Raw genomic sequence first — 24,903 nt, 5'->3', positions numbered from 1 at the left:
TGAGCGATGAGAATCCTTGTCTTCGGCGGCACCGGTTTCGTCGGGCTCAATATCGCTTCGGCACTGCTGTCACGCGGTCACGCGGTGACAGTGTTCGACCGCGCCGGCTTGCCGCCTGACGCAAGAAAGGATCTTGCCTCTCACGGCGATCGGCTGACCGTAATCCAGGGCGATGTCACCAATAGTCAAGCCGTGGAGGGCGTGATCGCCGCAGGTTATGACGCCATCATTCTGGGGGCCGCGATCACCGCCGGACCGGCGCGCGAGGCGAGCGATCCCGAGACCATTTTGCGGGTAAACCTGCTGGCTCAGACGCCGATCCTGATCGCGGCGCGAAGCAGCGGTGTTAAACGCATCATCAATCTGTCGTCCGCGGCAGCTTACGGCGCGAGCGCATTCCGGAACGTGCTGCTCGATGAAGAAACACCCTGCGATCCGGCATCGCTCTACGCCATCACCAAATTCGCGTCCGAGAAGGTCGCGGCGCGCCTGGCCGGTCTCTGGCAACAGGAGATCATCAGCGTGCGGCTGAGCGCGGTGTTCGGGCCCTGGGAGCGAAGCAACGACGTGCGCGACACGCCGAGCCCGCAAGCGCAGATTCTCGCCGCGATGCAGCAGGGGTATGAGGCCGTTCTATCGCGTCCGGGCGTCAGGGATTGGATCTATGCCGTGGATGTCGCGGAAGCCGTGACATTGCTGATCGAGGCTGTGAGGCCAAAGCATCAGCTCTACAACATTTCAACCGGCATGGAATGGTCGGCGTTGCAATGGGGCCGGGAGCTTGCCGCGTTGCACCCGGGCTTCATTTGTCGGCTGACGGATGCCGGTGAGGTGGCAACGGTCGACCTGCATAGTCCGGCTGACCGGGCGCCGCTGTCGGTCGCGCGCATGGAAGAGGAGTTCGGCTGGCGCGCGCGGTTCGACTGCGCTGACTCGGCTGCCGATCTGAGCCGTTGGTGGAACGGGCATCGAGGGGAAACTTGACATGAGACTGGCAGGGCGGGCAGCGATTGTGACCGGCGCCGGCTCCGGCATCGGCAGGGCCAGCGCAGCACTTTTCGCGAAGGAAGGCGCCTTCGTTGCGCTGGTCGATCGCGATCGCGCGGGCTTGCAGGAGACGCTGGCGACGATCGAGGGCGCGAAAGGCGAAGCATCGCTGCATGTCGGCGATGTCGGCGAGGCCGATTTCGCGAAGGATACCGTGGCCGATGTTATGGCGCGGCGTGGCCGGTTGGATGTGCTGATGGCCGCCGCAGGGTTTTCCTGCGGGGGCACGGTGCTGACCACCGACCCCGTCGATTGGGACGCGGTGTTCCGTACCAACGTCGGCGGCTCCTGGCTTTGGTCGCGCGCGGCGGTGCCCGAGATGCAGCGGCAGGGCAGCGGCTCGATCATCACGCTCGCATCGCAGCTCGCGATCGCCGGCGGCAAGGGCAACAGCGCCTATATCGCTGCGAAGGGGGCGATCATCAGCCTGACCCGGACGATGGCGCTCGATTTCGCCACGGATGGCATCCGCGTCAATGCGATTGCGCCGGGCGCCATCGACACACCGATGCTGCGGCGCAGTTTTGCCCGTCACGCCGATCCCGAGCCGGTGCGCGAAGCGTCGCGCAACCGCCACGCCATGAAACGGTTTGGAAAGGCCGAGGAGGTGGCCGAGGCCGCACTCCATCTGGCCAGCGATGCGTCTTCCTTTACGACCGGCACTGTGATGGTGGTCGATGGCGGTTGGCTCGCGGCATGAACAGCGCCCTTGTCGCTCTCGAAGCCCAGGTTCGCGCCGATCTTGCCAAGACCGCGCATCCGAATGCCGCGTGGCTTACGCCAAAACTCGGGCCGGACGACAGGCCGGCGCTGGACGTGCTCGTGGTGGGTGCCGGGCAATCGGGGCTCGCGACGGCGTTTGGGCTGATGCGCTCGCAAGTGAGCAACATCCTCGTGCTCGACAAATCCGAGGAGGGAAAAGAAGGACCATGGCTGACCTATGCCCGGATGCACACGCTGCGCAGTCCGAAGCATTTCACCGGGCCTGATCTTGATGTCCCGAGCCTGACCTACCAGTCCTGGCACGAGGCGCGCTTCGGCGAGCAGGATTGGCGGAATCTCGACCTGATTTCGCGCGAGCTTTGGGCGGAATATTTGCTCTGGTTCAGGCGCGTCGTGGACCTGCCGGTGCGCAATGGTTGCGAGGTCATCGATATCGCGCCGGCGGCCGGTGGATTGCTCGCGGCGAAGGTACAGACCGCTGTTGGCATCGACATTGTCTTTGCGCGGAAGATCGTGCTGGCGACGGGGCAGGAAGGCATGGGCGACTGGACCTTTCCGGAGCCGCTGCGCCATCTGCCGTCGCAGCTTTGCGCGCACGCGGCGCAGCCGATCGACTTCGCGTCATTGCGCGGCAAGCGGGTTGCGGTGATCGGCGCTGGCGCCTCGGCCTTCGACAATGCCGCCACAGCGCTGGAAGCAGGCGCGGCCGAGGTGGATCTGTTCTGCCGCAGGGCGGAGATCCAGGTGATCCAGCCCTACCGTTGGCTCACCTTCCGTGGCTTCCTTCGGCATTTCTGCGATCTGGATGATGCCTGGCGCTGGCGCTTCATGCGTGCCGTTCTGGAGATGCGCGAGGGTTTCCCGCAGGCGACCTACGATCGCTGTGCCCGCCATCCCAATTTTCGCCTGCAGGAGCGCGCGCCGATCGGCGCCGCCAGGGAAACCGCTCATGGCGTCGAATTGCAGACGCCAAGGGGCGAGTTCGCAGCTGACTTCGTGATCTGCGGCACCGGGATCGACATGAATTTTGCAGGCCGGCCCGAACTGCGAAACTGCGCCGCCAACATCGCGACCTGGGCCGACCGCTACCAGCCGCCGCCAGACGAGTGCAGTCCGCGCCTCGGACGCTTTCCCTATCTCGCCGACGACTACGCGCTGATGGAGCGCGCCGCCGGCGAAACACCCTGGATTGCGGACATCCATGTCTTCGCGATTGCCTCCACCATGAGCTTCGGCGCTTCGGGCTCATCGATCAATGCGATGACCACGGCGGTGCCGAAACTCGTGCATGGGTTGACACGCGGCCTGTTTCGCGCGGACATCGAGCGGCACTGGGCTTCGTTCCAGGCGTATGACGTGCCGCAGGCCGTCGTCGCGCGGCAAGCGCCGGCTATGGGCGAGGAACGGTGAACGGTTTCGCTCATACCTACCATGCTTGTATCTCCGGCGGTGTTCGGTTGGCATATCCCTTGCTTTAAGTTGATGTTCTCATTCAGAAAATAAACTCGGCCAAACAGGGAATAAGTTCGATGAGCGTTACAGGATCCAGGCGTCTGCTTACGGTGGTTGCCTCCATCGCGTTCTCACTGGCGGCTGGATCGGTGCAGGCGCAAACACGTTCTGAAACGTTGCGCTACGTGACCGGAGCATCCGTCAATACGCTCGACCCGAATATTCCGGGGTCGACCCGCGAAGCTTTTGCGGTGAGCCTGAGCACCTACGACCGGCTGGTTTCCTTCGGCCGCAAACAACTCAACGGCAAATGGGTGTTTGATCTCGGCAAGATCACAGGCGAGCTTGCCGAATCCTACGAAGTCAGCCCGGATGGGTTGAAGATGACATTTCGCCTGCGCAAGGACGCCAAGTTCCAGGACGGCACGCCGGTGACGGCGGAAGACGTCAAATGGTCGCTTGACCGGGTCGTCACGGCGCCGGTCCTCGGCAAGGCGCAATTGCTCACGGGATCGATGACATCGGCCGACCAGTTCAAGGTGATCGATCCCCTGACCATCGAGGTGACGCTGCCGAAGCCGGACAAGCTTGCGCTTCCCAATCTCGCCACCGTCTATCCGATCATCATCAACTCCAAGGTTGCGAAGGCGCATGCGACGGCAGACGATCCCTGGGCACTGGCATGGTTGAAGGAGAACACGGCCGGTAGCGGCGCCTACAAGATCGAGACCTTCAAGCCGGGTGAACAGGTGATCATGGCGCGCAACGCGGAATGGAATCGCGGTACACCCGATAAGTCGGCGTTCTTCAAGCGCGTCATCGTGCAGTCGGTGCCGGAGCCGGCGACACGCGCCAATCTGGTCGAACGCGGTGACGCCGATATCGTCGTCGACCTGCAGGCAAGTGACGTCCAGTCGCTCGAGGCAAAGGGCAAGCTGAAGGTGATCTCGACGCCACAGTACAATTCCGTCACCTTCGTTTCGATGAACAACCAGATCCCGCCCTTCGACAACGTCAATGTGCGTCGCGCCATCGCCTTTGCGTTGCCCTACGACGACATGTTCAAGGCGGCGCTGTTCGGCCGCGGCTCGCCGCTGTTCGGCGCGACCTGGGCGGACGGCAAGCCTACGAGCGGCGCCTATCCGATCCCACAGCCGGTGAAGCTCGACCTCGAGAAGGCCAAGGAATATCTGAAGGCGGCAGGCATGCCTGACGGCTTCTCGACCACGTTCAGCTTCAATGTCGGCCAGGCCTCGACCGCCGAGCCGATGGCTGCCCTGGTGAAGGAATCGCTCGCCAAGATCGGCATCAAGATTGATATCCAGAAGCTGCCGGACGCGCAGATGTCGACGCAGATCAATGAGAAGAAGCTTCCCTTCTTCACCGAGGGAATCGTCGCCTGGCTGCCGTCGACCGACTATTTCTACCGCAACTTCTACACCGGTAATCAGCGCTGGAATTACTCATCAATCAACAATCCGGAACTGGCGGAGATCGCGCAGAAGGCCCGCTTCGAACCCGATGCCGCCAAGTACGAGGAAGACGGCGTCAAGCTGAACGCCATCCATTTCAGCGAGATACCGCAGATACCACTCTGGCAGCCCAGCCAAGACGCCGTGATGGCGTCCTCGGTCGAAGGCTACACTTACCAGTTCCACCGCCAGGTCGATTACCGCGATCTCAATCGCAAGTAACGGGTAGGTCAGATGGCGGCGTTTGGAGCAACGGTGATACGGGCGGGCAGGCGCTTCCTGTCCTCGCTGCCGGCGCTCTTTGGCGTGCTCGTCTTCACCTTCCTCTTGATGCGGGTGCTGCCGGGCGATCCGGCGGTGTTCTTTGCTTCCGGGCCGAATGCCGGCAATGAGGAGATCGAGGTCATCCGCAAGCAGATGGGGCTCAACAAGCCGGTGCCGGAACAACTGATGCTGTATCTCTATGATGTTGGCAGCGGCAATCTCGGCAGATCGATGATGACCGGGCAATTGGTCACCAAAGATCTCCGCGAGCGGCTGCCGGCCTCGCTGGAACTCACCTTCACGGCGTTGCTGATCGCGCTGCTGTCGGCGGTGCCGCTCGGTGTGCTGGCCGCCCTGAGACCAGGCTCCATCATCGACCACGGCGTGCGGTTTTTCTGCGCGCTCGGCGTCTGCGTGCCGACGTTCGTTTCGGGCCTGTTGCTGATCTATGTCTTCTATTACTTGCTCGGGCTCGCGCCTGACCCGACCGGCCGGGTCGATATCTTTGCGTCACTGCCGCCAAGGCGGACCGGTTTCCTGCTGATCGACTTCCTGCTCGCAGGCGATTTCGATGGATGGTGGGCCGCCTTCAGGCAACTGATCCTGCCGGCGCTGAGCATGGCGCTGTTTGTGGTGGCGCCACTGGCGCGCATCACGCGGGCCTCGATGCTGGTCTCGCTGGGCAGCGATTTCGTGCGCACCGCGCGTTCGGTGGGTCTTCCGTGGTGGCGGGTCGTCGTTACCTATGCGTTGCGCAACGCCATCCTGCCGGTCATCACTATCGCAGGCATCGTGTTCTCGACCATGCTCGGCGCCAATGTCCTGGTGGAGAAGGTGTTCTCCTGGCCGGGCGTCGCTTCCTACGCGCTCGACGCGCTGCTTTCTTCCGATTATGCGCCGGTACAGGGGTTTGTGCTGCTGATGGCGACCGTATTCGTGATCGTCAATCTGCTGGTGGATATTCTTTATGGCATCGCCGATCCGCGGGTGACAATCGGATGACCAGTGCGACGCTTCGCCATGCCGGCTGGATTCTGCGCGACAACCCGCTTACCGCTGTTGCCGCTACCGGCGTCTTCCTGCTTGCCCTCATCGCCATTTTCGGGCCGTGGATCGTGCCGTACGATCCGATCGTCTCGAACGTGTCGCAGGCCCTGATGCCGCCGAGCGCGGCGCACATCGCCGGCACCGATCAACTCGGCCGCGACGTGTTCAGCCGCCTTATCGTCGCGGCACGGCTCGATCTCGCCATTGCCCTCTCGGCGGTCGGAATCTCCTTTGCCATCGGCGCCGTCATCGGCGCGATCTGCGGCTATACCGGTGGCCGTCTCGATCGCGGCGTCGGTCGCTTCGTCGACGTCGTGATGGCCTTTCCGCTGTTCGTGCTGGCCATGGCGATGGTCGCCGCACTCGGTAATCGGGTCGAGAATATCGTCATCGCGACCGCCATTATCAATCTGCCGTTCTACATCCGCTTTGCGCGGGCGGAGGTGAATGTCCGTCGCAATGTCGGCTGGGTCGAAGCGGCGCGCGCCTGCGGCGACAGCCACCTTTCGGTCGTGCTGCGCTTCCTGCTGCCGAACGTGCTGCCGGCCATGGCGGTACAAATCTCGCTTAACCTGGGCTGGGCGATTCTCAATGCGGCCGGACTTTCCTTTATCGGCCTCGGCGTCAAACCGCCGACGCCGGAATGGGGCATCATGGTTGCGGAAGGCGCGCGCTTCATTTCCACCGGCAAATGGTGGCTGGTCGCCTTTCCAGGCCTGGCGCTGATGCTGACGGTGCTGTGTTTCAATCTCCTCGGCGACGGGGTGCGCGATATTCTCGACCCCCGCATGCGAACATGACCCCATCACTGCTGGCATTGAGCGACCTGCACGTCACCTTCTCGACACGGCGTGGCCTTGTCGAGGCGGTACGTGGCGTCACGCTGTCGCTTGGCGAGGGCGAGATGCTCGGCCTCGTCGGCGAGAGCGGCTCGGGCAAATCCGTCACCGGTTTTGCGATCACGCGGCTGCTCGATGCGGCCGGCCGGATCGCGGCAGGCCATATCCGGTTTCGCGGGCAGGACATCACGCGGATATCGGGGAGTGATTTTCGCCATCTGCATGGCGCGGCGATGGCGATGATCTTCCAGAACCCGCGTGGGGCGCTTAATCCGATCCGTGCCGTCGGGGACCAGATAGCCGATGCGATTACGGCCCATAAGCGAATGCCCCGGGATGAAGCGCGCACTCAGGCGCTGGAGCTGCTGCGTGCGGTACAAATTCGCGATCCCGAAAAGCGGATGGCCGCTTACCCGCACGAACTCTCCGGCGGCATGTGCCAGCGCGTGATGATCGCCATGGCGATTTCCTGTAACCCGGCGCTCTTGATCGCCGACGAGCCGACGACCGGCCTCGACGTCACGACACAAAAAGTCGTGATGGACCTTCTGACCGGGATTGCGGCCGAGCGCGGCATGGCGACCATCCTGATCACCCATGACCTCGGTCTCGCCGCCCGCTACTGTCGCCGCGTCGTGGTGATGGAGCAGGGCCGGCTGGTCGAGGAGGCCGAGCCGAAAACTCTCTTTCACGCGCCACAGCACCCTTACACCAAACGTCTGGTGGCGGCTTCGCCCACGGCGAGTTCGCGGATCGCGGACCTGGTGCCGGAAGAGGAGAGGGGGCGGCACGTGGCGATGCCCGTCGCACCCAGGCCGCAACCCGCGCCGGGTACGCCGCCGCTGCTGGAAGTGCAGAAACTCGCAAAACGGTTCGATCAGGGCGCCGCGGCGGTGGCAGACTTTTCCATGACGATCAGCGCCGGCGAGAGCGTCGGTCTGGTCGGCGAATCCGGTTCCGGCAAGAGCACGACGTCGCGCATTATCTGCCGGCTGATCGATCCGAGCGAGGGGGAGATCGCGTTCGAGGGACAGTCGATCGGCCATATCCCGGCACGCGATTTTCACCGGTCACCGTTCCGCAAGGATATCCAGATCGTCTTTCAGGATCCGAACGACAGCCTCAATCCGCGGTTCACTGCCTTTGACTGCATCGCCCATCCGCTGCTGCGGCTCGGCGGCATGCGCGCAGGCGACGCCTTGCGGCAGCGGGTGGAGGAGTGCGCGCAGCGCGTGGGACTGGGAATCGAATTGCTGACGCGCTTCCCGCATCAACTCTCGGGCGGCCAGAAGGCCCGCGTCGGCATCGCCCGCGCCATTGCCTGCCGTCCGCGCCTCTTGGTACTGGACGAGCCGACAGCGGCGTTGGATGTCTCGGTGCAGGCGGTGGTGCTGCAACTGCTCGACCGGTTGCGGCGTGAGGATGACCTGGCCTTCCTCTTTGTCAGCCACGATCTCAACGTCGTTCGCATGATGTGCGATCGCACTATCGTTCTGCAAAACGGCCGCATCGTCGAACAAGGCGAAAGCCGGGCGATGTTCGACAATCCGAAAACCGCCTACACACGCGAGCTGGTCGAAGCCGTGCCGAATATCGAGCCAAAATTAGCTGCGTTCGCAACCTGATATCATTGACGGGCACGACGGCTGCAAGGAGCCGCTTTCGCTCGATCGGTTGCAGTGGCTTTCCGCTGCGTCCAATGGAAGCCGGCGCCAAGTCTCGGATGATTACAAATTATGCAGTCCGAGTTAAAAAGGCGGCAGATGGCACCGTGGTGTTCAATCGAATAGGGCAGTAGCGCTGTCGCGATTGGAGTGCGCCGCGACGATGCGCTGCATCATGTCGACGAATGCGGCTTGCTCCCTTTCACTTAAACTATCGAGCGTGGCGCGGTGCGCGGACCGCGCCGAGGCCTCGATTTTCGCCAGAAGCGCCGCTCCCGCCGGCGTCAATTTACAGAGCCGCGCGCGGCGGTCCTCGTCATCTACGGCTCTCTCGACGAAATTGCGGGCGGCCAGTCGCTTGAGCGCTCCGGTCGTCGTCGTCCTGTCCAGTGCGATATCGGCCGCCAATGTGGTCTGATCGGCGGTTTTTCGCACTGCGAGCGCCGAAAGCAGGCTGTATTGCAGTGGCGTGATCTCGAATTCGCCGCATGCTTCGTGGAACAGCGCGACATGGATCTGATGCAGCCGCCGGATCAGAAATCCCGGCCGTTGTGACAGCGGCCAGGGGCGGTGCTTGGTCTCGCCGCGACGCTTTTTTGCCTTCCGCAATGCACTCTCCCAGCCTCGGAACATCAGCGCGAATAGCTCGATTCGATCGGCTTCGCCACGTCTGGATCATGGCATGAAGTTTGCTCTTGTAAAATACGAAGTATGCTTCGTATTCTGATGCGCGCGGTGACCAACTCCGCCGGCGAGGACAGAGGAGATCTTTCATGGCTATCAGCGCCACCTTCGACCAGCTTCTGCGCGGCGGCCGTGTGATCTGTCCGGCCTCCGGCATCGATGGGATCAGGGACGTCGCCATTCGCAACGGCAAGATCGCCGCCGTGCAACAGGACATCCTGCCGACCAGCGCCAAAGAGGTCATCGACGTGACCGGCAAGCTGGTATTGCCCGGGCTCATCGATACGCACGCGCATGTCTATCAATATGTCACCGGCCGCTTCGGCATGAATGCCGACATGGTGGGCGTTCAGTCCGGCGTGACGACGTTGGTCGATCAGGGCGGTCCGTCGTGCATGACGCTGCCCGGTTTCCGGCACTTCGTGGCTGAGCACGCGAAGTCGCGCGTTTATGCCTTCCTGTCGGCTTACCTGGTGGGCGGGCTAGAGGGCCATTACTATCCGCAACTCTATAGTCCCGAAGGTGTCGATATCGATGCCTCGGTGAAGGCAGCGACGGCCAATCTCGACATTGTTCGCGGCATCAAGGCCCATGCGGAGATCGGCGGCTTCGCGCGTTGGGGCATTCGCGTCATCGAAATGGCGGCCGAGATCGGACGCCGCGCCGATCTGCCGGTCTATGTGCATTTCGGTCAACTTTGGGGCCTGCCCGAAAGCGGCACCAATGGCGAAGATGTCGACACTATCCTGGAGCGCGTGATCCCCTTGCTGCGGGAGGGTGACGTGCTGGCGCATCCGTTCACGCGCCATCCCGGCGGCTTCGTCAACCGCGAGGGTGAAGTGCATCCCGTGATTCAGGCGGCGCTCGATCGCGGCCTGAAGGTCGACGTCGGTCACGGCAGCCATTTCTCCTATCGTCTCGCGAAGAAGGCGCTCGCCGCCGGCATCGTTCCCACCACGCTCGGCGCGGACATTCACGGTTACAACACCCACGTGCCTGCGCCTGCCGGCACGCCGGAGCAGCACGAGGACGACGAGAACCATCCCTTCGCCGGCCAGGCCAAGTTCAGCCTCGTTCAGGCCATGAGCTCGATGATGGCGCTCGGCCTCACGCTCGAACAGGTCGTGCCGATGGTCACCTCCAATCCAGCCAGGATGCTCGGCCGTGCTGACGAAATCGGCGCCCTCAGGATTGGCGGGGAGGCTGACGTCTCGGTGATCGGAGAGCGAACCGGACGATTTGTCCTTCGCGACAACGAGAACAATGAAGTCGTCGCCGAGCGCCTGCTGCAGCCGGCGTTCTGTCTGCGCGCCGGAGCGCGATACGACGCGGTGGCGCCGATTCTGCCGCAGGCCGTCGCGGCGTAGGGAGGTCACGTCAGGTCGATCGAGGAGAATGCGACGTGCGCAATGAGCGCGAGTTTCCTTCCGCAGGCGGAGCGGGCGCCGGACAAGGCGTCGGCGCGCGCCTGCCGCGAAAGGAAGACGATCGGCTGATGCGCGGCCGCGGTCAGTTCGTGGCCGATATCCGTCTTGCCGGGCTGCAGGACGTTGCGTTTGTGCGCAGCCCTTTGGCGCATGCGCTGATCCGCGGCATCCACGTGCCGGAGCGCTATCGCGCCAGCGTCTTTACCGCGGCGGATCTGGCCGGCGTCAATCCGATCCGCGCCGTTTCAGGGTTGCCGGGCTTCAAGATTTCCGAGCAGCCGGTGCTTGCCACCGGCAAGGTGCGTCAGGTCGGCGAACTCGTCGCCATGTGCGTGGCGTCGACGCGTGCCGAGGCCGAGGACATTGCGGCGGCGGTGACGCTCGATCTCGAAGAGCTTCCTGCCGTCCATGACATGCTGAGAGCGCGGGAGCCGGGTTCGGCTCTGGTGCACGAGCAGTGGGGAGATAACGTCTTTCTCGAAACCAATTTCGAGGTCGACATCTCCAGGGCGTTCGATGCGCCGATCAAGGTGTCGCGAGAAATATCGACCGCGCGGCAGTGCATGTCGCCGCTCGAGGGGCGTGGCGTGGTTGCGACCTTCGATCACCGTCTCGACCAGCTCACGCTGTATTCCTCGGCCCAGATGCCGCACATCACGCGCAGCGGCCTTGCCGAGTGCCTGGGCATGGAGCAGGGCCGAATCCGCGTCGTTTCGCCTGACGTCGGCGGCGGTTTTGGGCATAAGGGGATACTGCTGCCGGAAGAAGTTTGCCTTTCGTGGCTGACGATGCGTCTCGGCCATCCGGTGCGCTGGACCGAGGACCGCCGCGAGCATCTCACCGCCAGCTCCAACTGCCGCGAGCACCACTACAAGATCACCGTCTATGCCGATCGCGACGGACGGCTGCGGGGCATTGACTGCGAAGCAACCGTCGATTCCGGCGCTTACTCGTCCTATCCGTTCTCGGCGTGCCTCGAGGCGGCGCAGGTCGCCAGCATTCTGCCTGGACCTTATTTGATGCCGGCCTATCGCTGCCGGACGTTTTCGGTCGCCACCAACAAATGCCCGATCCTGCCTTATCGCGGCGTGGCCCGCACCGGCGTCTGTTTTGCACTTGAACTGATGCTCGATCTGGTCGCAGCGGAAGCCGGGCTGGAGCCGGGCGAGGTCCGCCTGCGCAATCTGGTGCAGCCCGAGCAGATGCCGTTCGACAACATCACCAACAAGCACTTCGACAGCGGCGATTATCCGGAGGCGATGCGACGGGCACTAGCGTCCATTGACGTCGAGGGCGTGCGTGCGCGTCAGCGCAAGGGCGAAGCAGACGGGCGCCGGATCGGCGTCGGCGTCTCGATCTATTGCGAGCAGGCCGCGCATGGCACGTCGGTCTACTCCGGCTGGGGCATTCCGATGGTGCCCGGTCACGAACAGGCCTCCGCACGGCTGACGCCGGACGGCGGCCTTGAACTCCGCGTCGGCGTGCATTCGCATGGGCAGGGCATGGAGACGACGCTGGCGCAGGTCGCCCACGAGATGCTGGGCGTCGACGTCGCCAAGGTGCGCATCATCCTCGGCGACACAGCGATGACGCCGTATTCGACCGGCACCTGGGGCTCGCGCTCGATGGTGATGGCGGGCGGCGCGGTTGCAACAGCATGCCGCGAGTTGGGGGAGCGCGCCAGACGCATCGGTGCCAAGCTGTTGCAGCACGATCCGGCCGCAGTGGTGCTGCAGAACGGCGAAGTGCGCGGCGTCAACGGCAGCGTCACCTTGAAGGAAATCGCGCGCACCTGGTATCGCCGGCCGCAGGATCTGCCTGCTGACGTCGATCCCGGTGGGTTAGAGGTCACAGCAGGCTACAAGCCGCAGCGCGATACCGGAACCTTCAGCTATGCCGCGCATGCCGCGGTCGTTGCGGTCGATGCGGATCTCGGAGAGGTCGAAATCCTCGATTACGTTATCGTCGAAGACGGCGGCGTTCTCGTCAATCCGATGGTTGTGGACGGCCAGATCTATGGCGGCCTGGCCCAGGGCATCGGGACCGCGCTGTACGAGGAGATGCCGTTCGATGCGTCCGGCCAGCCGCTGGCGACGACGCTTGCCGACTATCTGCTGCCTGGTCCCACCGAAGTGCCGGCGCCACGTCTCGATCACATGGAGACGCCGTCACCCTATACGCAGTTCGGCGTGAAGGGTATCGGCGAGGGCGGCGCTATCGCGCCGCCGGCCGCGATTGCCAACGCCGTCAACGACGCGCTGCGGCCGCTTGGCGTAGAGCTGATGCAGTCGCCGATTACGCCAATTCGCATCGTCGAGGCGGTTCTGGCCGCGCGCGACGCAGAAAGGCCGGCGGCATGAAACCGGCGCCTTTCGGCTACCAACGTCCACGCGACCTGCAGGCGGCGCTTGCCGTGCTCGGCGAGGCCAAAACATCCGCCAAGATCATGGCCGGCGGCCAGTCGCTTGGTCCGATGCTCAATCTGCGGCTGGTGGAGCCGCAGATGATCGTCGACATCACCGGTCTTGCCGAGCTTAAGCAGGTCGAGCGTCGCGGCGACGAACTGGTGCTCGGGGCCTGTGTTACCCACGCCGATATCGAGGACGGACGCATTCCGGACGTCACGCGCGGCGCCATGCAGCGCGTCGCCGGCAACATCGCCTACCGCGCCGTGCGCAATCGCGGCACGGTTGGTGGATCGCTCAGCCACGCCGATCCCGCGGCAGACTGGGTATCGGCGCTGTCGGCGCTGGGTGCACGATTGACGCTGCGAAGCCGCGCGGGTGCGCGCATGGTGGCGATGGAGGATTTCATCATCGGCGCGCTCGAATCTGCGTTGCACGATGGCGAGGTTGTCGAGACCATTCACGTCCCGGCGATGCCGGCGTCGGCGCATTGGGGCTACGCCAAGAGTTGTCGCAAGACCGGCGAATTTGCGCATGCGATCGGGGCGATCCTGATCGATCCGAGCGCCGCATCGGCCCGCGTCGTGATCGGCGCGATCGATGCCGCGCCGATCGTCATAACCAGCGCTGCAGAGCTGTTTGGCGGACGCATTGCCGGCGACTACAAGGATCGCTTCGACATGCGTGTAGCTGACGTCCTCCTGGCAAAGGCGGGCGTATCGAGCGCGGCGCATCGGCATATTCATGTGAACGTGCTCAAGCGCGCGGTCAGTGAGGCCGCCGCATGAGCATGATTGCACTCACCGTAAACCGGCGTGCCGTGCAGGTATCGGCGGAGCCGCGCACCAATCTCGCGGATTTTGTCCGTGAAAAACTCGACCTGACCGGTACGCATCTCGGCTGCGAACACGGCGTCTGCGGGGCTTGCACGGTGCTGCTTGACGGCGTCCCGGCGCGCTCATGCATCACCTATGCGGTGGCCTGCGAGGGGGCTGAGGTCACCACGATCGAAGGGCTCGACGACGACAGCGTTACGACGGAACTTCGGGCGGCCTTCACCCGCGAACATGCGTTGCAATGCGGCTATTGCACGCCGGGAATGCTGGTCTCGGCGCGTGATCTTGTGCTGCGCCTGCCGCAAGCCGACGAGCGCCTGATCCGTGTCGGATTGAGCGGCAATCTGTGCCGGTGCACCGGCTATGTCGGTATCGTGCGTGCGGTCAAGTCTGTGATCGAAGCGCGGCGCGCCCGCGATATTGCGCCGATGCCGGACGGAGGGAGAAAGATCCTGGGTCCCGTCGGCTCAGATCGAAGCGACGCGGACCGGACCGAACGCATGCGGCCGGTCGAAAGCGAACCAATGTCGCCGGAGGCGGTCGGTTCGGTCGCCTCGATTCCGGATTTCACCCCCGCCACTGTCCTGGAGCAGCAGTTCACCGTCGCGCACCCGCCCGAGCAGGTGTTTGCGATGTTCGACGATATCGCGGCCGTCGCGGCATGCCTTCCCGGCGCGTCGTTGACGGGGCCGCCGAGGCCGGAGCGCGTCGAGGGCACCATCCGTGTCAGGATTGGCCCGATCGCCGGGACGTTTCAGGGCGCCGCGCGCGTCGAGCGAAGCCCCACCGATATGTCCGGCCGAATCGTCGGCATCGGTAACGACCGGCGCAGCCGGTCTTCGACGCAGGGCGAAATCCGCTATCGGCTGGTGCCGATCGAGCAGGGGACGCGTGTCGATCTTTCTATCGGATACACGCTGACGGGCATGCTGGCGCAGGTCGGGAGGCCGGGGCTGGTGCGTGACCTCGCGGCGCGATTGATCGCGGAGTTTGCCGGCAATCTCGATCGCCGGCTGTCGGGTACGTCGCCGGGCGACGCCACAGCGGTCGAACTGAATGGAATGGCGCTTGCGTTCGGCCTTTTGCGCGCGCGGCTCGCGGGTTGGGTCGGTCGTTTCTTGTCCAACAAGGGTGGAGCGACGTGATGGACCGGATTTTCCGCGCGATATGGAAACGACGAAGTTTGAACTGCGGACAGATGAACAGCGTGAGATTGGAGAACCAAATGACACGGACTTTCAGAATTGTTCCGGCGATTGTGCTGGCGGCTGCCTTGTTGGGTGGTGCCGCCGAGGCTCAGACCATCAAGATCGGCGTGAACGAGCCCCTTACGGGCGCGTTCGCCGCTTCCGGTACCTACGTCGTCAACGGCGCCAAGATCGCTGCCGATGAGATCAACGCAAAGGGCGGCATTCTCGGCAAGAAACTCGAACTCGTCATCGAGGACAACAAGAGCAATCCGACGGAAGCGGCCGCCGTCGCCGAAAAGCTGATCACGAGCGACAAGGTGCCGGTGCTGATGGGGGCGTGGGGCTCGAGCCTGACGCTTGCGGTGATGCCCAAGCTGATGGAATACGAAACGCCGATGGTGGTCGAGACCTCCTCGTCGGGCAAGATCACCACGACCGGCAATCCCTACATCTTCCGCATCTCGCCGCCGTCGGCGATCGAGGCCGCGGCCTTCAAGGGGATCGTCGACAAGCTCGAATTGAAGAAGGTCGATTTCCTCGTCATCAACAATGACTGGGGTCGCGGCACCGCAGAAGACTTCAGCAAGATGATGAAGGAAAAGGGGATCACGGTCGGCGCCGTCGAGACCATGGATCAGGGCGCCCAGGACATGAGCGCACAGCTCTCCAAGCTCAAGGGTACCGATTCCGAAACCATCATCGTGACCACGGCGGTGGACCAGCTGACGCTGATCTTCAAGCAGGCGGCAGCGCTGGGCCTCAAGAAGCGCATCATCACCACCGGGGGCTCGCAGAATCCGGACCAGATCATCGCGCAGGCGGGGGCCGCCGCCAACGGCACCATGCACCTGACGACCTTCCTGCCGTGGTTCCCCGACAAGACGCCGAACCCGGAGGCGACCAACTACTTCATCGCCGAATGGAAGAAGCGCGGCTTCGACTTTGCCGGGTGCACCGAGAGTTTTCGTGGCTATGACGGCATTCGCACCGCGGCAGCCGCGATCGAGAAGGCGGGCAAAGCGGAGCCTGCAGCGATCAAGGCGGCGCTGTGGGATATCAAGATCAAGGGCCTGAACGGCGACATCGTGTTCCGCAAATCCGGTCCCGAAGGCAAGGAGAGCGGTCAGAGCCAGCCCAACGTCTATCTGATCGAAATCACCGACGGCAAGATCGACATGAAGACGCTCTGACGTCACGTTGCTGATGGCGAGGCCGCGGCGAGCCGCGGACCTCGCCGGCATCAGGATATCTGGGAGCAACCTTGAGCGAATTTCTGCAACATCTGATCAACATGCTGGTGCTCGGCGGCACCTACGCGCTGCTGGGGATCGGGCTGACGCTGATCTTCGGCATTATGAACGTCGTGAACTTCACGCATGGGGTGCTGTATACGTTCGGCGCCTACATCATGTTCATCGTGGTGCATCAGCTCGGAGTTAACTTCTTTCTGGCGTTGCCGCTCGCCGTTGTCGCCGGCTGGCTACTTGGCGCGGCGATCGAACTGACCTTGCTGCGGCCGCTGCGCGGCTCCGATATCGACACGACCATGCTGGTCATGATCGGCGCCTGGATCGCGATGCAGTCCGGCGCTCTGTGGATCTGGGGCGGCGTGGCGAAATCGGTGACGACGCCGTTCCCCGACGCGCCGCTGGTGCTGGGTCCGATCTCGGTGTCCTGGTTGCGGCTGTTCGTGCTCGCCGCGGCCGCGATGCTGATCGTCGTCACCTATCTCCTGATCAACAGAACAAAACTCGGCTGCGCGATGCGGGCGACCTTTCAGGATCAGGACACCGCCTCGCTGATGGGCGTCAATGTCGATCTGATCTACACCTCGACGTTTGCGATCGGTTCGAGCCTTGCAGCCGCGGCGGGGGCACTGCTTGGTCCGGTCTACGTCATCTTCCCGCAAATGGGCGATCTCGCCGCCGTCAAGGCATTCGCGATCGTGATCCTCGGCGGGCTCGGCAATATCACCGGCGCGGTCATTGGCGGCTTCATTCTGGCATTGGCGGAGGAACTGGGCGCCGGCTATGTTTCATCTGGATACCGCGACGCCATGGGCTTTTTGATCATTATCGCGGTTCTGATCTTCAAGCCGACCGGACTTTTCGCGCGCTCGGAGCGCGTCGGATGAAGTCAGCGGTCGCCATTCTCGCGGTCGTCGCGTTTGCATCGGTGCCGCTGTGGCTGCGCGATCCGTATCTCATGAACGCGCTGATCACGACCGGCATCTTCATCATCGGCGCAATGAGCCTCAATCTTCTGCTTGGGTTCACCGGCCAGCTCAGCCTCGGTCATATCGCGTTCTTCGGTATTGGCGCCTATGTCAGCGCATTGACGTCGCTTGGCTTTGACGTCGGCTTGCCCTTCGGCTTTCGCATCGTTCACGAACCCTGGCCGCCGATCGTCGGTTTTGCGCTGGCAATCGTCATCGCTGGATTGTGCGGATATCTCGTTGGGCTGCTGTCGTTTCGTGTGCGCGGCGCCTATTTCGTGATCGTGACGATTTCCTTTGCCGAGGTGGTCCGCCTGGTGGCGCTGAACTGGGTCGAGCTGACGCAGGGCCCGCTGGCGCTGACCAACATTCCATCGATTACGATCGGATTGCCGGGTCTCGGAGATCTGACGCTGCGCACCAAGCTGCAGAACTACTACCTCGTGCTTGCCGTCGCGGTTGTCACCTATCTGCTGATCTCGCGTCTGGTCCATTCTCATTTCGGCCGCGCCATGCGCGGGTTGATGGAAAACGAAACGCTGGCGGTATCGGTCGGCATCGACGTGACAAAGACGCTCACGCTGGCAGCGGTGATCTCGGCAGGGATCGCAGGCGCGGCCGGCAGTCTCTACGCACACTATATCCGCATCATCGATCCGGAAGTGTTCGCCTTCATCAATACCGTGACGATGGTGATCATGGTCATCACCGGCGGCAAGGGATCGCTGGCCGGGCCTGTCGTCGGCGGCATGATCTTCGGACTGCTGCCGGTATTCCTGCGCCCGATCATGGCGCCGGAGGCGCAATGGATCGCCTATGGCGGCGTGCTGATCGTCATCCTGTTCGTATTGCCGCGCGGGATCGTGCCATCGCTGGCGCAACGGTTTGCGAAACCGAGGAAACGGATCGAGACGGTTGCCCCGGTTGCTTTCTCCGAACGTGACGCCAAGGAGCATGCGTGATGACAGCTCCAGCGACGGCATTGAGGGTAGAAAAGGTTGCCGTGCACTTCGGGGGGCTCGTTGCGCTCTCGGACATGAACTTCACGGTCGGCGAGGGCGAGATCGTCAGCCTGATCGGGCCTAACGGTGCCGGCAAGACGACGGCATTCAACGTCGTTACCGGCTTCCTGGATCCAACCCATGGCGCCGTGAGCTATCGCGGGACGGCGCTCAATGGATTGAAGCCGCATCAGATCGCTGGCCTGGGATTGATCCGCACCTTCCAGCGCACCAGCGTGTTTCCGAACGACACCGTTTACGACAATCTGCTGGTCGGGCTGCATCGCCAGGGCAGGGTGAGCCTGCTCGAGGCCATTCTGGGCCTGCCGCGCGCCCGGTCGTCGCAGCGGCGTTTGCGCGAACGGGCCAGCGAACTGGTCGAATGGGTCGGCCTCGAACGCCGCGCCCACGATCTTGCGGGATCACTGTCCTACGGCGAGCAGCGGCTTGTCGGCGTGGCGCTGGCGCTAGCAGCCGAGCCGTCGATGCTGCTGCTCGACGAGCCGGTGTCCGGCATGAACGCCTCGGAAACGCACACCTTCGTGCAATTGGTCCGCAACATCCGCGACCGCGGCGTCACCATCCTGCTCGTCGAGCACGACATGCCGATGGTGATGAGCGTCTCGGATCGCATAGTGGTGCTGAACTACGGCCGGATCATTGCCGAGGGCTCGCCGGACGTGATCCGGAACGACCCGGCCGTCATCGAGGCCTATCTCGGGCAGGGAGCGACACGTGCTTGAGATCCGCGACATGGTGTGTGGCTATGGCGGCGTCACGGCGTTGCGCGGCATTTCGCTGGAGGTCAAGGCCGGGCAGCTCGTCGCCCTGATCGGCGCCAACGGCGCCGGCAAAAGCACCACGCTGCGCGCGATCTCCGGGCTGGTCGCGCCGCGCTCCGGATCGATGCTGTTCGAGGGCAAGGACATTGCGGGCGCCAAGCCGCCGCGCGTGGTGGCCTCAGGCATCGCGCATTGTCCGGAAGGACGGCGGGTATTTCCACACATGACGGTCGAGGAAAATCTCGACATGGGTGCCTATCTGCGCACCAAATCCGCGGAGATATCGGAGGACCGCGCTCGGATCTACGCCGAGTTTCCACGCCTTGCCGAACGGAGAAAACAGGCCGCCGGCACCCTGTCGGGCGGTGAGCAGCAAATGCTGGCGATCGGTCGGGCCCTGATGTCGCGCCCTCGCTTGATCATGTTCGACGAGCCTTCCCTCGGGCTCGCGCCCAACATCGTCGAGCGGACCTTTGCGATCATCCGCGGCATCCGTGATGCCGGGACGACGGTACTGCTGGTGGAGCAGAACGCGTTTGCTGCGCTCGATATGTGCGACTACGCCTATCTGCTGGAAGGCGGCCGCATCGTTCTGTCCGGGCCGGGCGCCGATATGATTGAGAACGAGCACGTGCGGAAGGCCTATCTTGGCGGATGAGCGGCCTGAAACGGCGGCGTTGTCAGGCGACGGGCAATGGATGCCGGTCTGCGGGCTTAGCCGGCTGATTTCGCAAACGATCGTCTGCGTCCGCGTGACCGGCGTCGATTTGATCCTGGTCTCGAGCGAAGGACGCGTGGTCGCCTGCGAACGGATGTGCCCGCACGAACAGGCGGACCTCAGTCTCGGACATCCGGCGGGAGGACGCTTGTTCTGTCCCCGTCACGCGGCTTCGTTCGATCTCCGTCATGGCCGGATTTCCTACGGTTGGCCGAGCCGGCCGTTGCGGCTATACCCGGTCCGGATCAGGGACGATCAGATCTGGATCGACGCTGCGGCGATCAAGTCGCCGGCGACCTAGAGCGTTTTCCAGCGAAGTGGAGACCGGTTCGCGCCAAGAAAACGCGTCAAATCAAAAATCTAGAGCCCCGTTCCGATTCCATCGGAACGGAAAAGGCTCTAGCCGACGAGCTTCCGGGCGATTTCGACAAGCGCGCCGCCAGGCCGCCGCAGTTCGCTGAGAATGCTGAAATGGTCTGCGCCTTCGATCGGGAAAAGCTTGCCTGGTGCGTGCGCGGCCATGCGCGATTCATGAAACTTGATTGAATCGAAAACCAGCGCCGGAAGTTCGGCCGTGCCGTAGGCGATGTCGAGCCGCTTGTGGACGGCGGGCAGGCGAAGCGGCGAAAGTCGCGCGATTTCAAGGTCGGTCAGCTTCAGCGCGTTGTTGAGCCCCGTGTCGCGGATGGGTGCAAGATCATACACGCCGGAAATCGTCAGTCCCGCGGTGACGCGCGGATGATCGAGCGCCATTGCGGCGAGGTGAGCGCCGGCCGACCAGCCCGAGAGCACGACGGGCCCGGACATGCCGTATGACGCGCCGTTTTGGGCCAGCCAATCGAGCGACCGTGATATCTCTGTCACGATCTCCGTCAGTGACGTGTCCGGGGCCAGCGAATATCCGGGAATGGCAACCGACCAGCCATGGGCCGCGACGCCTTCGACCAGCATGGCAAACAACTCGCGCGAATTGCGCTGCCAGTAACCGCCGTGCAGGAACACCAGGCAGGGGGCTGTCTTGTCGGCGGCCGGATAAAGATCGATCTTCGTCTTTTCGCGGTCGCCATACGGTATATCCAGAAATGATTTGCGGCTGGCGCGCAGCGCTTCGGACATCTGGTTTCTTTCCGCGATCAGCGCTGGGCTGTTCTTCACCGCCGCATTGTTGTCATAGGCAGCGTCGCGCTCCGCTTGGGAAAGCGTGGCCCAGTTCAGCCGGGGATCGAGCGGTCCATTTTTCGTCGCCGAGATATCAGTCACACACATCACTCCTGCAGAAACAAAGCGTTCGTTGTCATTCAAGCCAAGCGAAGATCACCAGTCGGTCCCACGATGGATTGAAGCGAGAGTTTAGGTTTTTCAATTAGATAGAAGGCAGCGTGTGCACGATGTGCACCAAGTGATCAAGCAAAATCTCAGTACAGCCAACATGCGCTGGCGCCGGCCTTCGCAGAACCGGCCTGTTTGGCTGGTCGTATGATCGCAGGAAGCCCGACGAGTGATTGGCTGTCGGCCGGACCCCTGGCTCCCTTGCGCAAACGCTTCGCGTTTGCCGCAGGCAATGACGAAGCCTATTTGCCAAACTTCTCATGCAACAGCGGCCATAGCCGGTCCGGCTTGAACGGGGTTGCCGTGAAGCGGATGCCGGTGGCGTTGGCAATGGCGTTGCCGAGCGCGGCGGCGACCGGGTTGTACGGGCTTTCGCTCATCGATTTGGCGCCCATCGGCCCCAGGGTGTCCGACGTGTCGGCAAAGAACACTTCGGTGCGGGGAATGTCCGCAAAGGATGGCAGATGATAGTCGCGGAATTTGGGATTGATGACGCGGCCGTTGTCGTCGATCACCATTTCCTCGTAGAGCGTCGCACCCAGCGATTGAGCGACCCCGCCCTCGATCTGGCCGCGGCACTGCATCGGATTGGCGACACGGCCGGCATCGGCGGCCTGCACGCTCTTCAGGATCTTGAGTTCGCCGGTGTATTTATTCACGGCGACGCGAAAGCCCTGTACATTGAAGGCGACGGAACGCGGCGTGCCTGACGAATTGCCGCTGGCACTGAGGACCTTGCCACGCGAGTGCGCGGAGGCGGCGAGCTGGACAAAAGGAGTGCGGCGTCCGGCACAGACAGTGGCGTGGCTGTCGAGGGTGCACGTATCAGGGTTTTCGCCCGACAACGACGCCGCGAATTGCTTCAGTTGGCCGGCCAGCGCCTCGGCCGCAACCTGTGTCGCGCGCCCGGCGACGAAGGTCCCGGCGCTGCCATAGGCGCCGGTGTCGTGGCCGCCATGTGCAGTGTCGGATTGCAAGAGACGGATATGATCGACGGTCGTCGCCAGCGCGGACGCGGCGATCTGGCGATGCACGGTGCTGGTGCCATTGCCGAATTCGGCGGTGCCGACCGTGAGGTCGAAGCCGCCGTCATCCCGCAGCGAAATGCTGCAATCGGCGAAATGACCGGCCGGCGGCACGGTGTCGATCATGGTCAGCGCGATGCCGTCTCCGGTCAACCAGTCCGCGGAGAGCGAAGGCGGCGGCGCCTCGGCGGCCATCGCGCGCTCGACCAGATCGAGGCATTGATCGAGGCCGTAGCTGCCATAGAGCACATCGTGATACTCGGATTCCGGCGGCGACAACGTGGGATCGCCGGGTTTGACGACATTGCGGCGTCGCATCTCGAACGGACTGATGCGGAGCTGCTTTGCCAGTTCGTCGATCGCGGCCTCTACCGCGATCAGGGTTTGCGGCAGGCCATAGCCGCGAAAGGCTCCCGCGGGCACGGTGTTGGTATAGGCGGCGACGCCGTCGACCTTCTTGTTCGGGCAGTTATAGACGCCGATGCATTTGCCGACCGAATGAAACAGCACCGGGCCGGCGTGGTTGCCATAGGCCCCGGTGTTCGAGAGGACGTCGAGCTGCAGCGCCGTCAGTTTGCCGTCCTTGTCAGCACCCGCCTTCACCGTGACCTGCATCGGATGCCGGGTCGAGGTCGCGATGAATTGTTCTTCCCGCGTCAGTTCGAATTTGACGAGGCGGCCGGTCTTGAGCGCTGCGAGCGCAAGAATGTCCTCGACGAACATTTCCTGCTTGCCGCCGAACCCGCCGCCGACGCGTTCACAGAACACCCGCACCTTGTCGGGCGGGAGACGGAAGAGGTCGGCCAGCGTACGCCGCGTCAGGAATGGTACCTGCGTGCTGGAGCGGACATTGAGGATTCCATCGGCATCGACCCAGGCAAGGCCGCCATGGGTTTCCAGGGCCGCATGCTGGACCCGCTGGGTCGTGAAAGTACCTTCATAGGTGACGGCAGCTTGCGCCAGTGCGCCCGCGACATCGCCAAATTCGCCATGGATTTCCGCCACGATGTTGCGGCCTGCATTCGCGACGCGGTTTACCGGCGTCTTGTCGCCGTGAATCGCAGGGGCGCCCGGCGTGATGGCGGCTGTGGGATCGACCACCGCCGGCAGGATTTCGTAGGCGACGTCGAGTTGCCGGCAGCCTTCCTCCGCGGCGGCTTCGGTCTCGGCGATCACGGCGGCGACCTTTTGCCCGATAAAGCGGACGACGTTGTCGAGCACACGGGTGTCGTCCGGATCCATCCAATCCCACTCGTGCCGCGCGGTCGAGAACAGGCGGTCCGGCGCGTCTTCAAACGTCAGCACCGTGTGCACGCCGGGAACGCCGAGAGACGCACGCTTGTCGATCGAGATGATTCTTGCGTGCGGATGCGGCGAACGCAGCATCTTGATGTGCAGCATACCTTCGGGCGCAACATCGAACGTATAGCGCGCTTCCCCGTGCACCACCTGCGGTCCGGCGGGGGCAGGGAGGCTGCGGCCGAATGCGGTGCCCGCGGCGGCGTCTTCGATGTTGTTCTTGCCATTCAGCGCATCCTCGATCGCGCGATAGCCGGTGCAACGACAGATATTGCCTTTCAGCGCGGCGCCGAGGTCCTGCCGCTGCGCCTGGTTCAGCGATGCGCAGGTCAGGATCATGCCTGATGTGCAGAAGCCGCATTGAAAGCCCTGCGCGTCCAGGAACGCCTGTTGCATCGGATGAGTGCCGCCATCCGGCGCAAGACCTTCGATCGTCGTCACGGCGTGACCGTCGGCGCGGAAGGCCGGGATCAGGCAACTATGCACCGGCTCGCCGTCGATCAGCACGGTGCAGGCGCCGCAGTCGCCGGCGTCGCACCCCTTCTTGACGCCGAACTGGCCGAGTTCGCGCAGGAACGTGCGCAGGCATTGGCCGGGTTGCGGCGCTTCGGAAAACTCCCTGCCGTTGATCTGGAACGTCATGTCTATGCCGTGCCCTGCAATTCGACGCGGATCTCTTCCGCGAGCCGCAGCGTCATATGCTTGCGCCATAATGGCTTGCCGTGAACGTCGCTATGGTAGAGGTCGTCGGCAATGTGCTGCAAAATCGTTTCGCTCAATTCGTTGCCGTTCGGGATTCCCGCAAAGGACAATCGAACAGGCCGCTTGGTCGATGCCGTAATCGTCAGCGCCAATCCGCCGTCGCTGGTCACGCTGCCGATCAGCAGCGCCGCCGAGCGGCCCACCGGCGTCAGCGAAATCTGGCGGAACGCCGAACGCCGCCTCAAGGCCGCGAGCGGGATATCGATCTGCCGCAACAGATCACCCGGCGCGAGCACGTTGCGCTGGTCGCCGGTCACGAATTCGGCGACGGGAATTTTCCACTCGCCGCCACCGGCCTGCCAGACCGTGCAGACACCGTCGAGCGCCGAGGTCAGCGAGATCATCGGTCCCGCCGGCAGCGACATGCAGATGTTGCCGCCGACGGTGGCTGTCTTCCAGATCTTGAAGGAGGCGAGAAACGCGCGGCAGCACTGGTTGATCAGCGGCGAGGCGATCCATTCCGGCGGACAGGCCAGCGCATCGAGCTGCGCCACCGTGCAGGTCGCCGCGATTGAAAGCTCGGTCTCGCCGATGGCCAGCGCAGGCCATTTCAAGTCGGTCAGATCGATCAGCCTCTTCAGATGGGTCTGCGGTTCGGAGAACAGCCAGGTTCCGCCGGCGAGCCAAGCATCGCCTGCCGTCCAAACGGGCAATTGATCCCGCGTCGTCGGATGGGCAACCTCGGCAATGGTGTTCAGGTCCATGGATACGGTAACACTTTC

Annotated in this window: 21 protein-coding genes; 17 read left to right on the top strand and 4 right to left on the bottom strand. The window is 63.4% G+C overall.

All coding sequences use genetic code 11. From position 1 onward, the window contains the following. The first annotated feature begins 6 nt into the window (after positions 1 to 6). The 7 genes from V1286_RS19415 (at position 7) to nikE (ending at position 8,469) form a co-directional block, all read left to right on the top strand. Complete coding sequence (locus V1286_RS19415; RefSeq protein WP_334481798.1) at positions 7 to 984, top strand: NAD-dependent epimerase/dehydratase family protein; 978 nt, start codon at positions 7 to 9, stop codon at positions 982 to 984. A 1-nt stretch (position 985) separates the two neighbouring features. Further along, positions 986 to 1,747: an SDR family oxidoreductase gene (locus V1286_RS19410; RefSeq protein WP_334481796.1), complete on the top strand. Its 762-nt coding sequence runs from the start codon at positions 986 to 988 to the stop codon at positions 1,745 to 1,747. Further along, complete coding sequence (locus V1286_RS19405; RefSeq protein WP_334481794.1) at positions 1,744 to 3,180, top strand: NAD(P)/FAD-dependent oxidoreductase; 1,437 nt, start codon at positions 1,744 to 1,746, stop codon at positions 3,178 to 3,180. Before V1286_RS19410 ends, V1286_RS19405 begins: the two co-directional genes overlap by 4 nt. 119 nt (positions 3,181 to 3,299) lie before the next feature. Continuing rightward, the gene (locus tag V1286_RS19400) at positions 3,300 to 4,916 is read left to right on the top strand and encodes an ABC transporter substrate-binding protein (RefSeq protein WP_334481792.1); all 1,617 of its coding nucleotides are present in this window, start codon (positions 3,300 to 3,302) and stop codon (positions 4,914 to 4,916) included. A gap of 12 nt (positions 4,917 to 4,928) precedes the next feature. Then, positions 4,929 to 5,960, top strand: a complete 1,032-nt coding sequence (locus tag V1286_RS19395; protein WP_334481790.1) for an ABC transporter permease — start codon at positions 4,929 to 4,931, stop codon at positions 5,958 to 5,960. Then, the gene (locus V1286_RS19390; protein WP_334481789.1) at positions 5,957 to 6,805 is read left to right on the top strand and encodes an ABC transporter permease; all 849 of its coding nucleotides are present in this window, start codon (positions 5,957 to 5,959) and stop codon (positions 6,803 to 6,805) included. The genes V1286_RS19395 and V1286_RS19390 overlap by 4 nt, the downstream gene beginning before the upstream one ends. Further along, positions 6,802 to 8,469, top strand: a complete 1,668-nt coding sequence (nikE, locus tag V1286_RS19385) for an ABC transporter ATP-binding protein (protein ID WP_334481788.1) — start codon at positions 6,802 to 6,804, stop codon at positions 8,467 to 8,469. Before V1286_RS19390 ends, nikE begins: the two co-directional genes overlap by 4 nt. Before the next feature lie 153 nt (positions 8,470 to 8,622). On the opposite strand, the gene V1286_RS19380 is transcribed toward nikE, so the two are convergent. Beyond that, positions 8,623 to 9,117, bottom strand: coding sequence for a MarR family winged helix-turn-helix transcriptional regulator (locus tag V1286_RS19380; RefSeq protein ID WP_334481786.1), 495 nt, complete (start codon positions 9,115 to 9,117; stop codon positions 8,623 to 8,625). A gap of 164 nt (positions 9,118 to 9,281) precedes the next feature. Here V1286_RS19380 and V1286_RS19375 point away from each other — a divergent pair, with 164 nt between their 5' ends. The 10 genes from V1286_RS19375 (at position 9,282) to V1286_RS19330 (ending at position 20,067) form a co-directional block, all read left to right on the top strand. Further along, positions 9,282 to 10,559: an amidohydrolase/deacetylase family metallohydrolase gene (locus V1286_RS19375; RefSeq protein WP_334481784.1), complete on the top strand. Its 1,278-nt coding sequence runs from the start codon at positions 9,282 to 9,284 to the stop codon at positions 10,557 to 10,559. 128 nt (positions 10,560 to 10,687) lie between these two features. Then, positions 10,688 to 12,979 (top strand): xanthine dehydrogenase family protein molybdopterin-binding subunit, encoded by a 2,292-nt coding sequence (locus tag V1286_RS19370; protein ID WP_334489755.1) that lies wholly within the window; start codon positions 10,688 to 10,690, stop codon positions 12,977 to 12,979. Further along, positions 12,976 to 13,812: an FAD binding domain-containing protein gene (locus V1286_RS19365; protein ID WP_334481783.1), complete on the top strand. Its 837-nt coding sequence runs from the start codon at positions 12,976 to 12,978 to the stop codon at positions 13,810 to 13,812. Before V1286_RS19370 ends, V1286_RS19365 begins: the two co-directional genes overlap by 4 nt. Further along, complete coding sequence (locus V1286_RS19360) at positions 13,809 to 15,005, top strand: xanthine dehydrogenase family Fe-S subunit (RefSeq protein ID WP_334481782.1); 1,197 nt, start codon at positions 13,809 to 13,811, stop codon at positions 15,003 to 15,005. The genes V1286_RS19365 and V1286_RS19360 overlap by 4 nt, the downstream gene beginning before the upstream one ends. A gap of 80 nt (positions 15,006 to 15,085) precedes the next feature. Beyond that, complete coding sequence (locus tag V1286_RS19355) at positions 15,086 to 16,240, top strand: ABC transporter substrate-binding protein (protein ID WP_334481781.1); 1,155 nt, start codon at positions 15,086 to 15,088, stop codon at positions 16,238 to 16,240. 71 nt (positions 16,241 to 16,311) lie between these two features. Beyond that, positions 16,312 to 17,184, top strand: coding sequence for a branched-chain amino acid ABC transporter permease (locus tag V1286_RS19350; RefSeq protein ID WP_334481780.1), 873 nt, complete (start codon positions 16,312 to 16,314; stop codon positions 17,182 to 17,184). Next, positions 17,181 to 18,227 carry a branched-chain amino acid ABC transporter permease gene (locus V1286_RS19345; protein WP_334481778.1) on the top strand — a complete coding sequence of 349 codons (1,047 nt, stop codon included), beginning with the start codon at positions 17,181 to 17,183 and terminating at the stop codon, positions 18,225 to 18,227. Before V1286_RS19350 ends, V1286_RS19345 begins: the two co-directional genes overlap by 4 nt. Beyond that, on the top strand, positions 18,227 to 19,009 hold the full coding sequence (locus V1286_RS19340; protein ID WP_190241754.1) for an ABC transporter ATP-binding protein: 783 nt from the start codon (positions 18,227 to 18,229) through the stop codon (positions 19,007 to 19,009). The genes V1286_RS19345 and V1286_RS19340 overlap by 1 nt, the downstream gene beginning before the upstream one ends. Then, on the top strand, positions 19,002 to 19,706 hold the full coding sequence (locus V1286_RS19335) for an ABC transporter ATP-binding protein (RefSeq protein ID WP_334481775.1): 705 nt from the start codon (positions 19,002 to 19,004) through the stop codon (positions 19,704 to 19,706). Before V1286_RS19340 ends, V1286_RS19335 begins: the two co-directional genes overlap by 8 nt. After that, positions 19,696 to 20,067 (top strand): Rieske (2Fe-2S) protein, encoded by a 372-nt coding sequence (locus V1286_RS19330; protein WP_334481774.1) that lies wholly within the window; start codon positions 19,696 to 19,698, stop codon positions 20,065 to 20,067. Before V1286_RS19335 ends, V1286_RS19330 begins: the two co-directional genes overlap by 11 nt. Before the next feature lie 98 nt (positions 20,068 to 20,165). Here the strand turns inward: V1286_RS19330 and V1286_RS19325 are convergent, their stop codons facing one another. From V1286_RS19325 to V1286_RS19315, 3 genes are all read right to left on the bottom strand, one after another. Continuing rightward, positions 20,166 to 21,032, bottom strand: a complete 867-nt coding sequence (locus V1286_RS19325) for an alpha/beta hydrolase (protein WP_417021162.1) — start codon at positions 21,030 to 21,032, stop codon at positions 20,166 to 20,168. A gap of 305 nt (positions 21,033 to 21,337) precedes the next feature. Continuing rightward, complete coding sequence (locus V1286_RS19320; protein WP_334481771.1) at positions 21,338 to 24,061, bottom strand: molybdopterin-dependent oxidoreductase; 2,724 nt, start codon at positions 24,059 to 24,061, stop codon at positions 21,338 to 21,340. Between the two features lie 2 nt (positions 24,062 to 24,063). Beyond that, complete coding sequence (locus tag V1286_RS19315) at positions 24,064 to 24,885, bottom strand: FAD binding domain-containing protein (RefSeq protein WP_334481769.1); 822 nt, start codon at positions 24,883 to 24,885, stop codon at positions 24,064 to 24,066. Between the last annotated feature and the right edge of the window lie 18 nt (positions 24,886 to 24,903).

The organism is Bradyrhizobium algeriense, assembly GCF_036924595.1.
In the GTDB taxonomy this organism is placed as follows: Bacteria; Pseudomonadota; Alphaproteobacteria; order Rhizobiales; family Xanthobacteraceae; genus Bradyrhizobium; species Bradyrhizobium algeriense.
The sequence above is the reverse complement of the archived record's forward strand: the minus strand, read 5'-3'. Positions and strand labels throughout refer to the sequence as shown.

Coding starts and splice junctions, on each gene's coding strand:
- V1286_RS19365 (WP_334481783.1), top strand. CDS start 12,976: ATGAAACCGGCGCCTTTCGGCTACCAACGTCCACGCGACCTGCAGGCG.
- V1286_RS19405 (WP_334481794.1), top strand. CDS start 1,744: ATGAACAGCGCCCTTGTCGCTCTCGAAGCCCAGGTTCGCGCCGATCTT.
- V1286_RS19325 (WP_417021162.1), bottom strand. CDS start 21,032: ATGTGTGTGACTGATATCTCGGCGACGAAAAATGGACCGCTCGATCCC.
- V1286_RS19410 (WP_334481796.1), top strand. CDS start 986: ATGAGACTGGCAGGGCGGGCAGCGATTGTGACCGGCGCCGGCTCCGGC.
- V1286_RS19355 (WP_334481781.1), top strand. CDS start 15,086: ATGACACGGACTTTCAGAATTGTTCCGGCGATTGTGCTGGCGGCTGCC.
- V1286_RS19315 (WP_334481769.1), bottom strand. CDS start 24,885: ATGGACCTGAACACCATTGCCGAGGTTGCCCATCCGACGACGCGGGAT.
- V1286_RS19415 (WP_334481798.1), top strand. CDS start 7: ATGAGAATCCTTGTCTTCGGCGGCACCGGTTTCGTCGGGCTCAATATC.
- V1286_RS19360 (WP_334481782.1), top strand. CDS start 13,809: ATGAGCATGATTGCACTCACCGTAAACCGGCGTGCCGTGCAGGTATCG.
- V1286_RS19390 (WP_334481789.1), top strand. CDS start 5,957: ATGACCAGTGCGACGCTTCGCCATGCCGGCTGGATTCTGCGCGACAAC.
- V1286_RS19400 (WP_334481792.1), top strand. CDS start 3,300: ATGAGCGTTACAGGATCCAGGCGTCTGCTTACGGTGGTTGCCTCCATC.
- V1286_RS19345 (WP_334481778.1), top strand. CDS start 17,181: ATGAAGTCAGCGGTCGCCATTCTCGCGGTCGTCGCGTTTGCATCGGTG.
- nikE (WP_334481788.1), top strand. CDS start 6,802: ATGACCCCATCACTGCTGGCATTGAGCGACCTGCACGTCACCTTCTCG.
- V1286_RS19370 (WP_334489755.1), top strand. CDS start 10,688: ATGCGCGGCCGCGGTCAGTTCGTGGCCGATATCCGTCTTGCCGGGCTG.
- V1286_RS19320 (WP_334481771.1), bottom strand. CDS start 24,061: ATGACGTTCCAGATCAACGGCAGGGAGTTTTCCGAAGCGCCGCAACCC.
- V1286_RS19340 (WP_190241754.1), top strand. CDS start 18,227: ATGACAGCTCCAGCGACGGCATTGAGGGTAGAAAAGGTTGCCGTGCAC.
- V1286_RS19375 (WP_334481784.1), top strand. CDS start 9,282: ATGGCTATCAGCGCCACCTTCGACCAGCTTCTGCGCGGCGGCCGTGTG.
- V1286_RS19395 (WP_334481790.1), top strand. CDS start 4,929: ATGGCGGCGTTTGGAGCAACGGTGATACGGGCGGGCAGGCGCTTCCTG.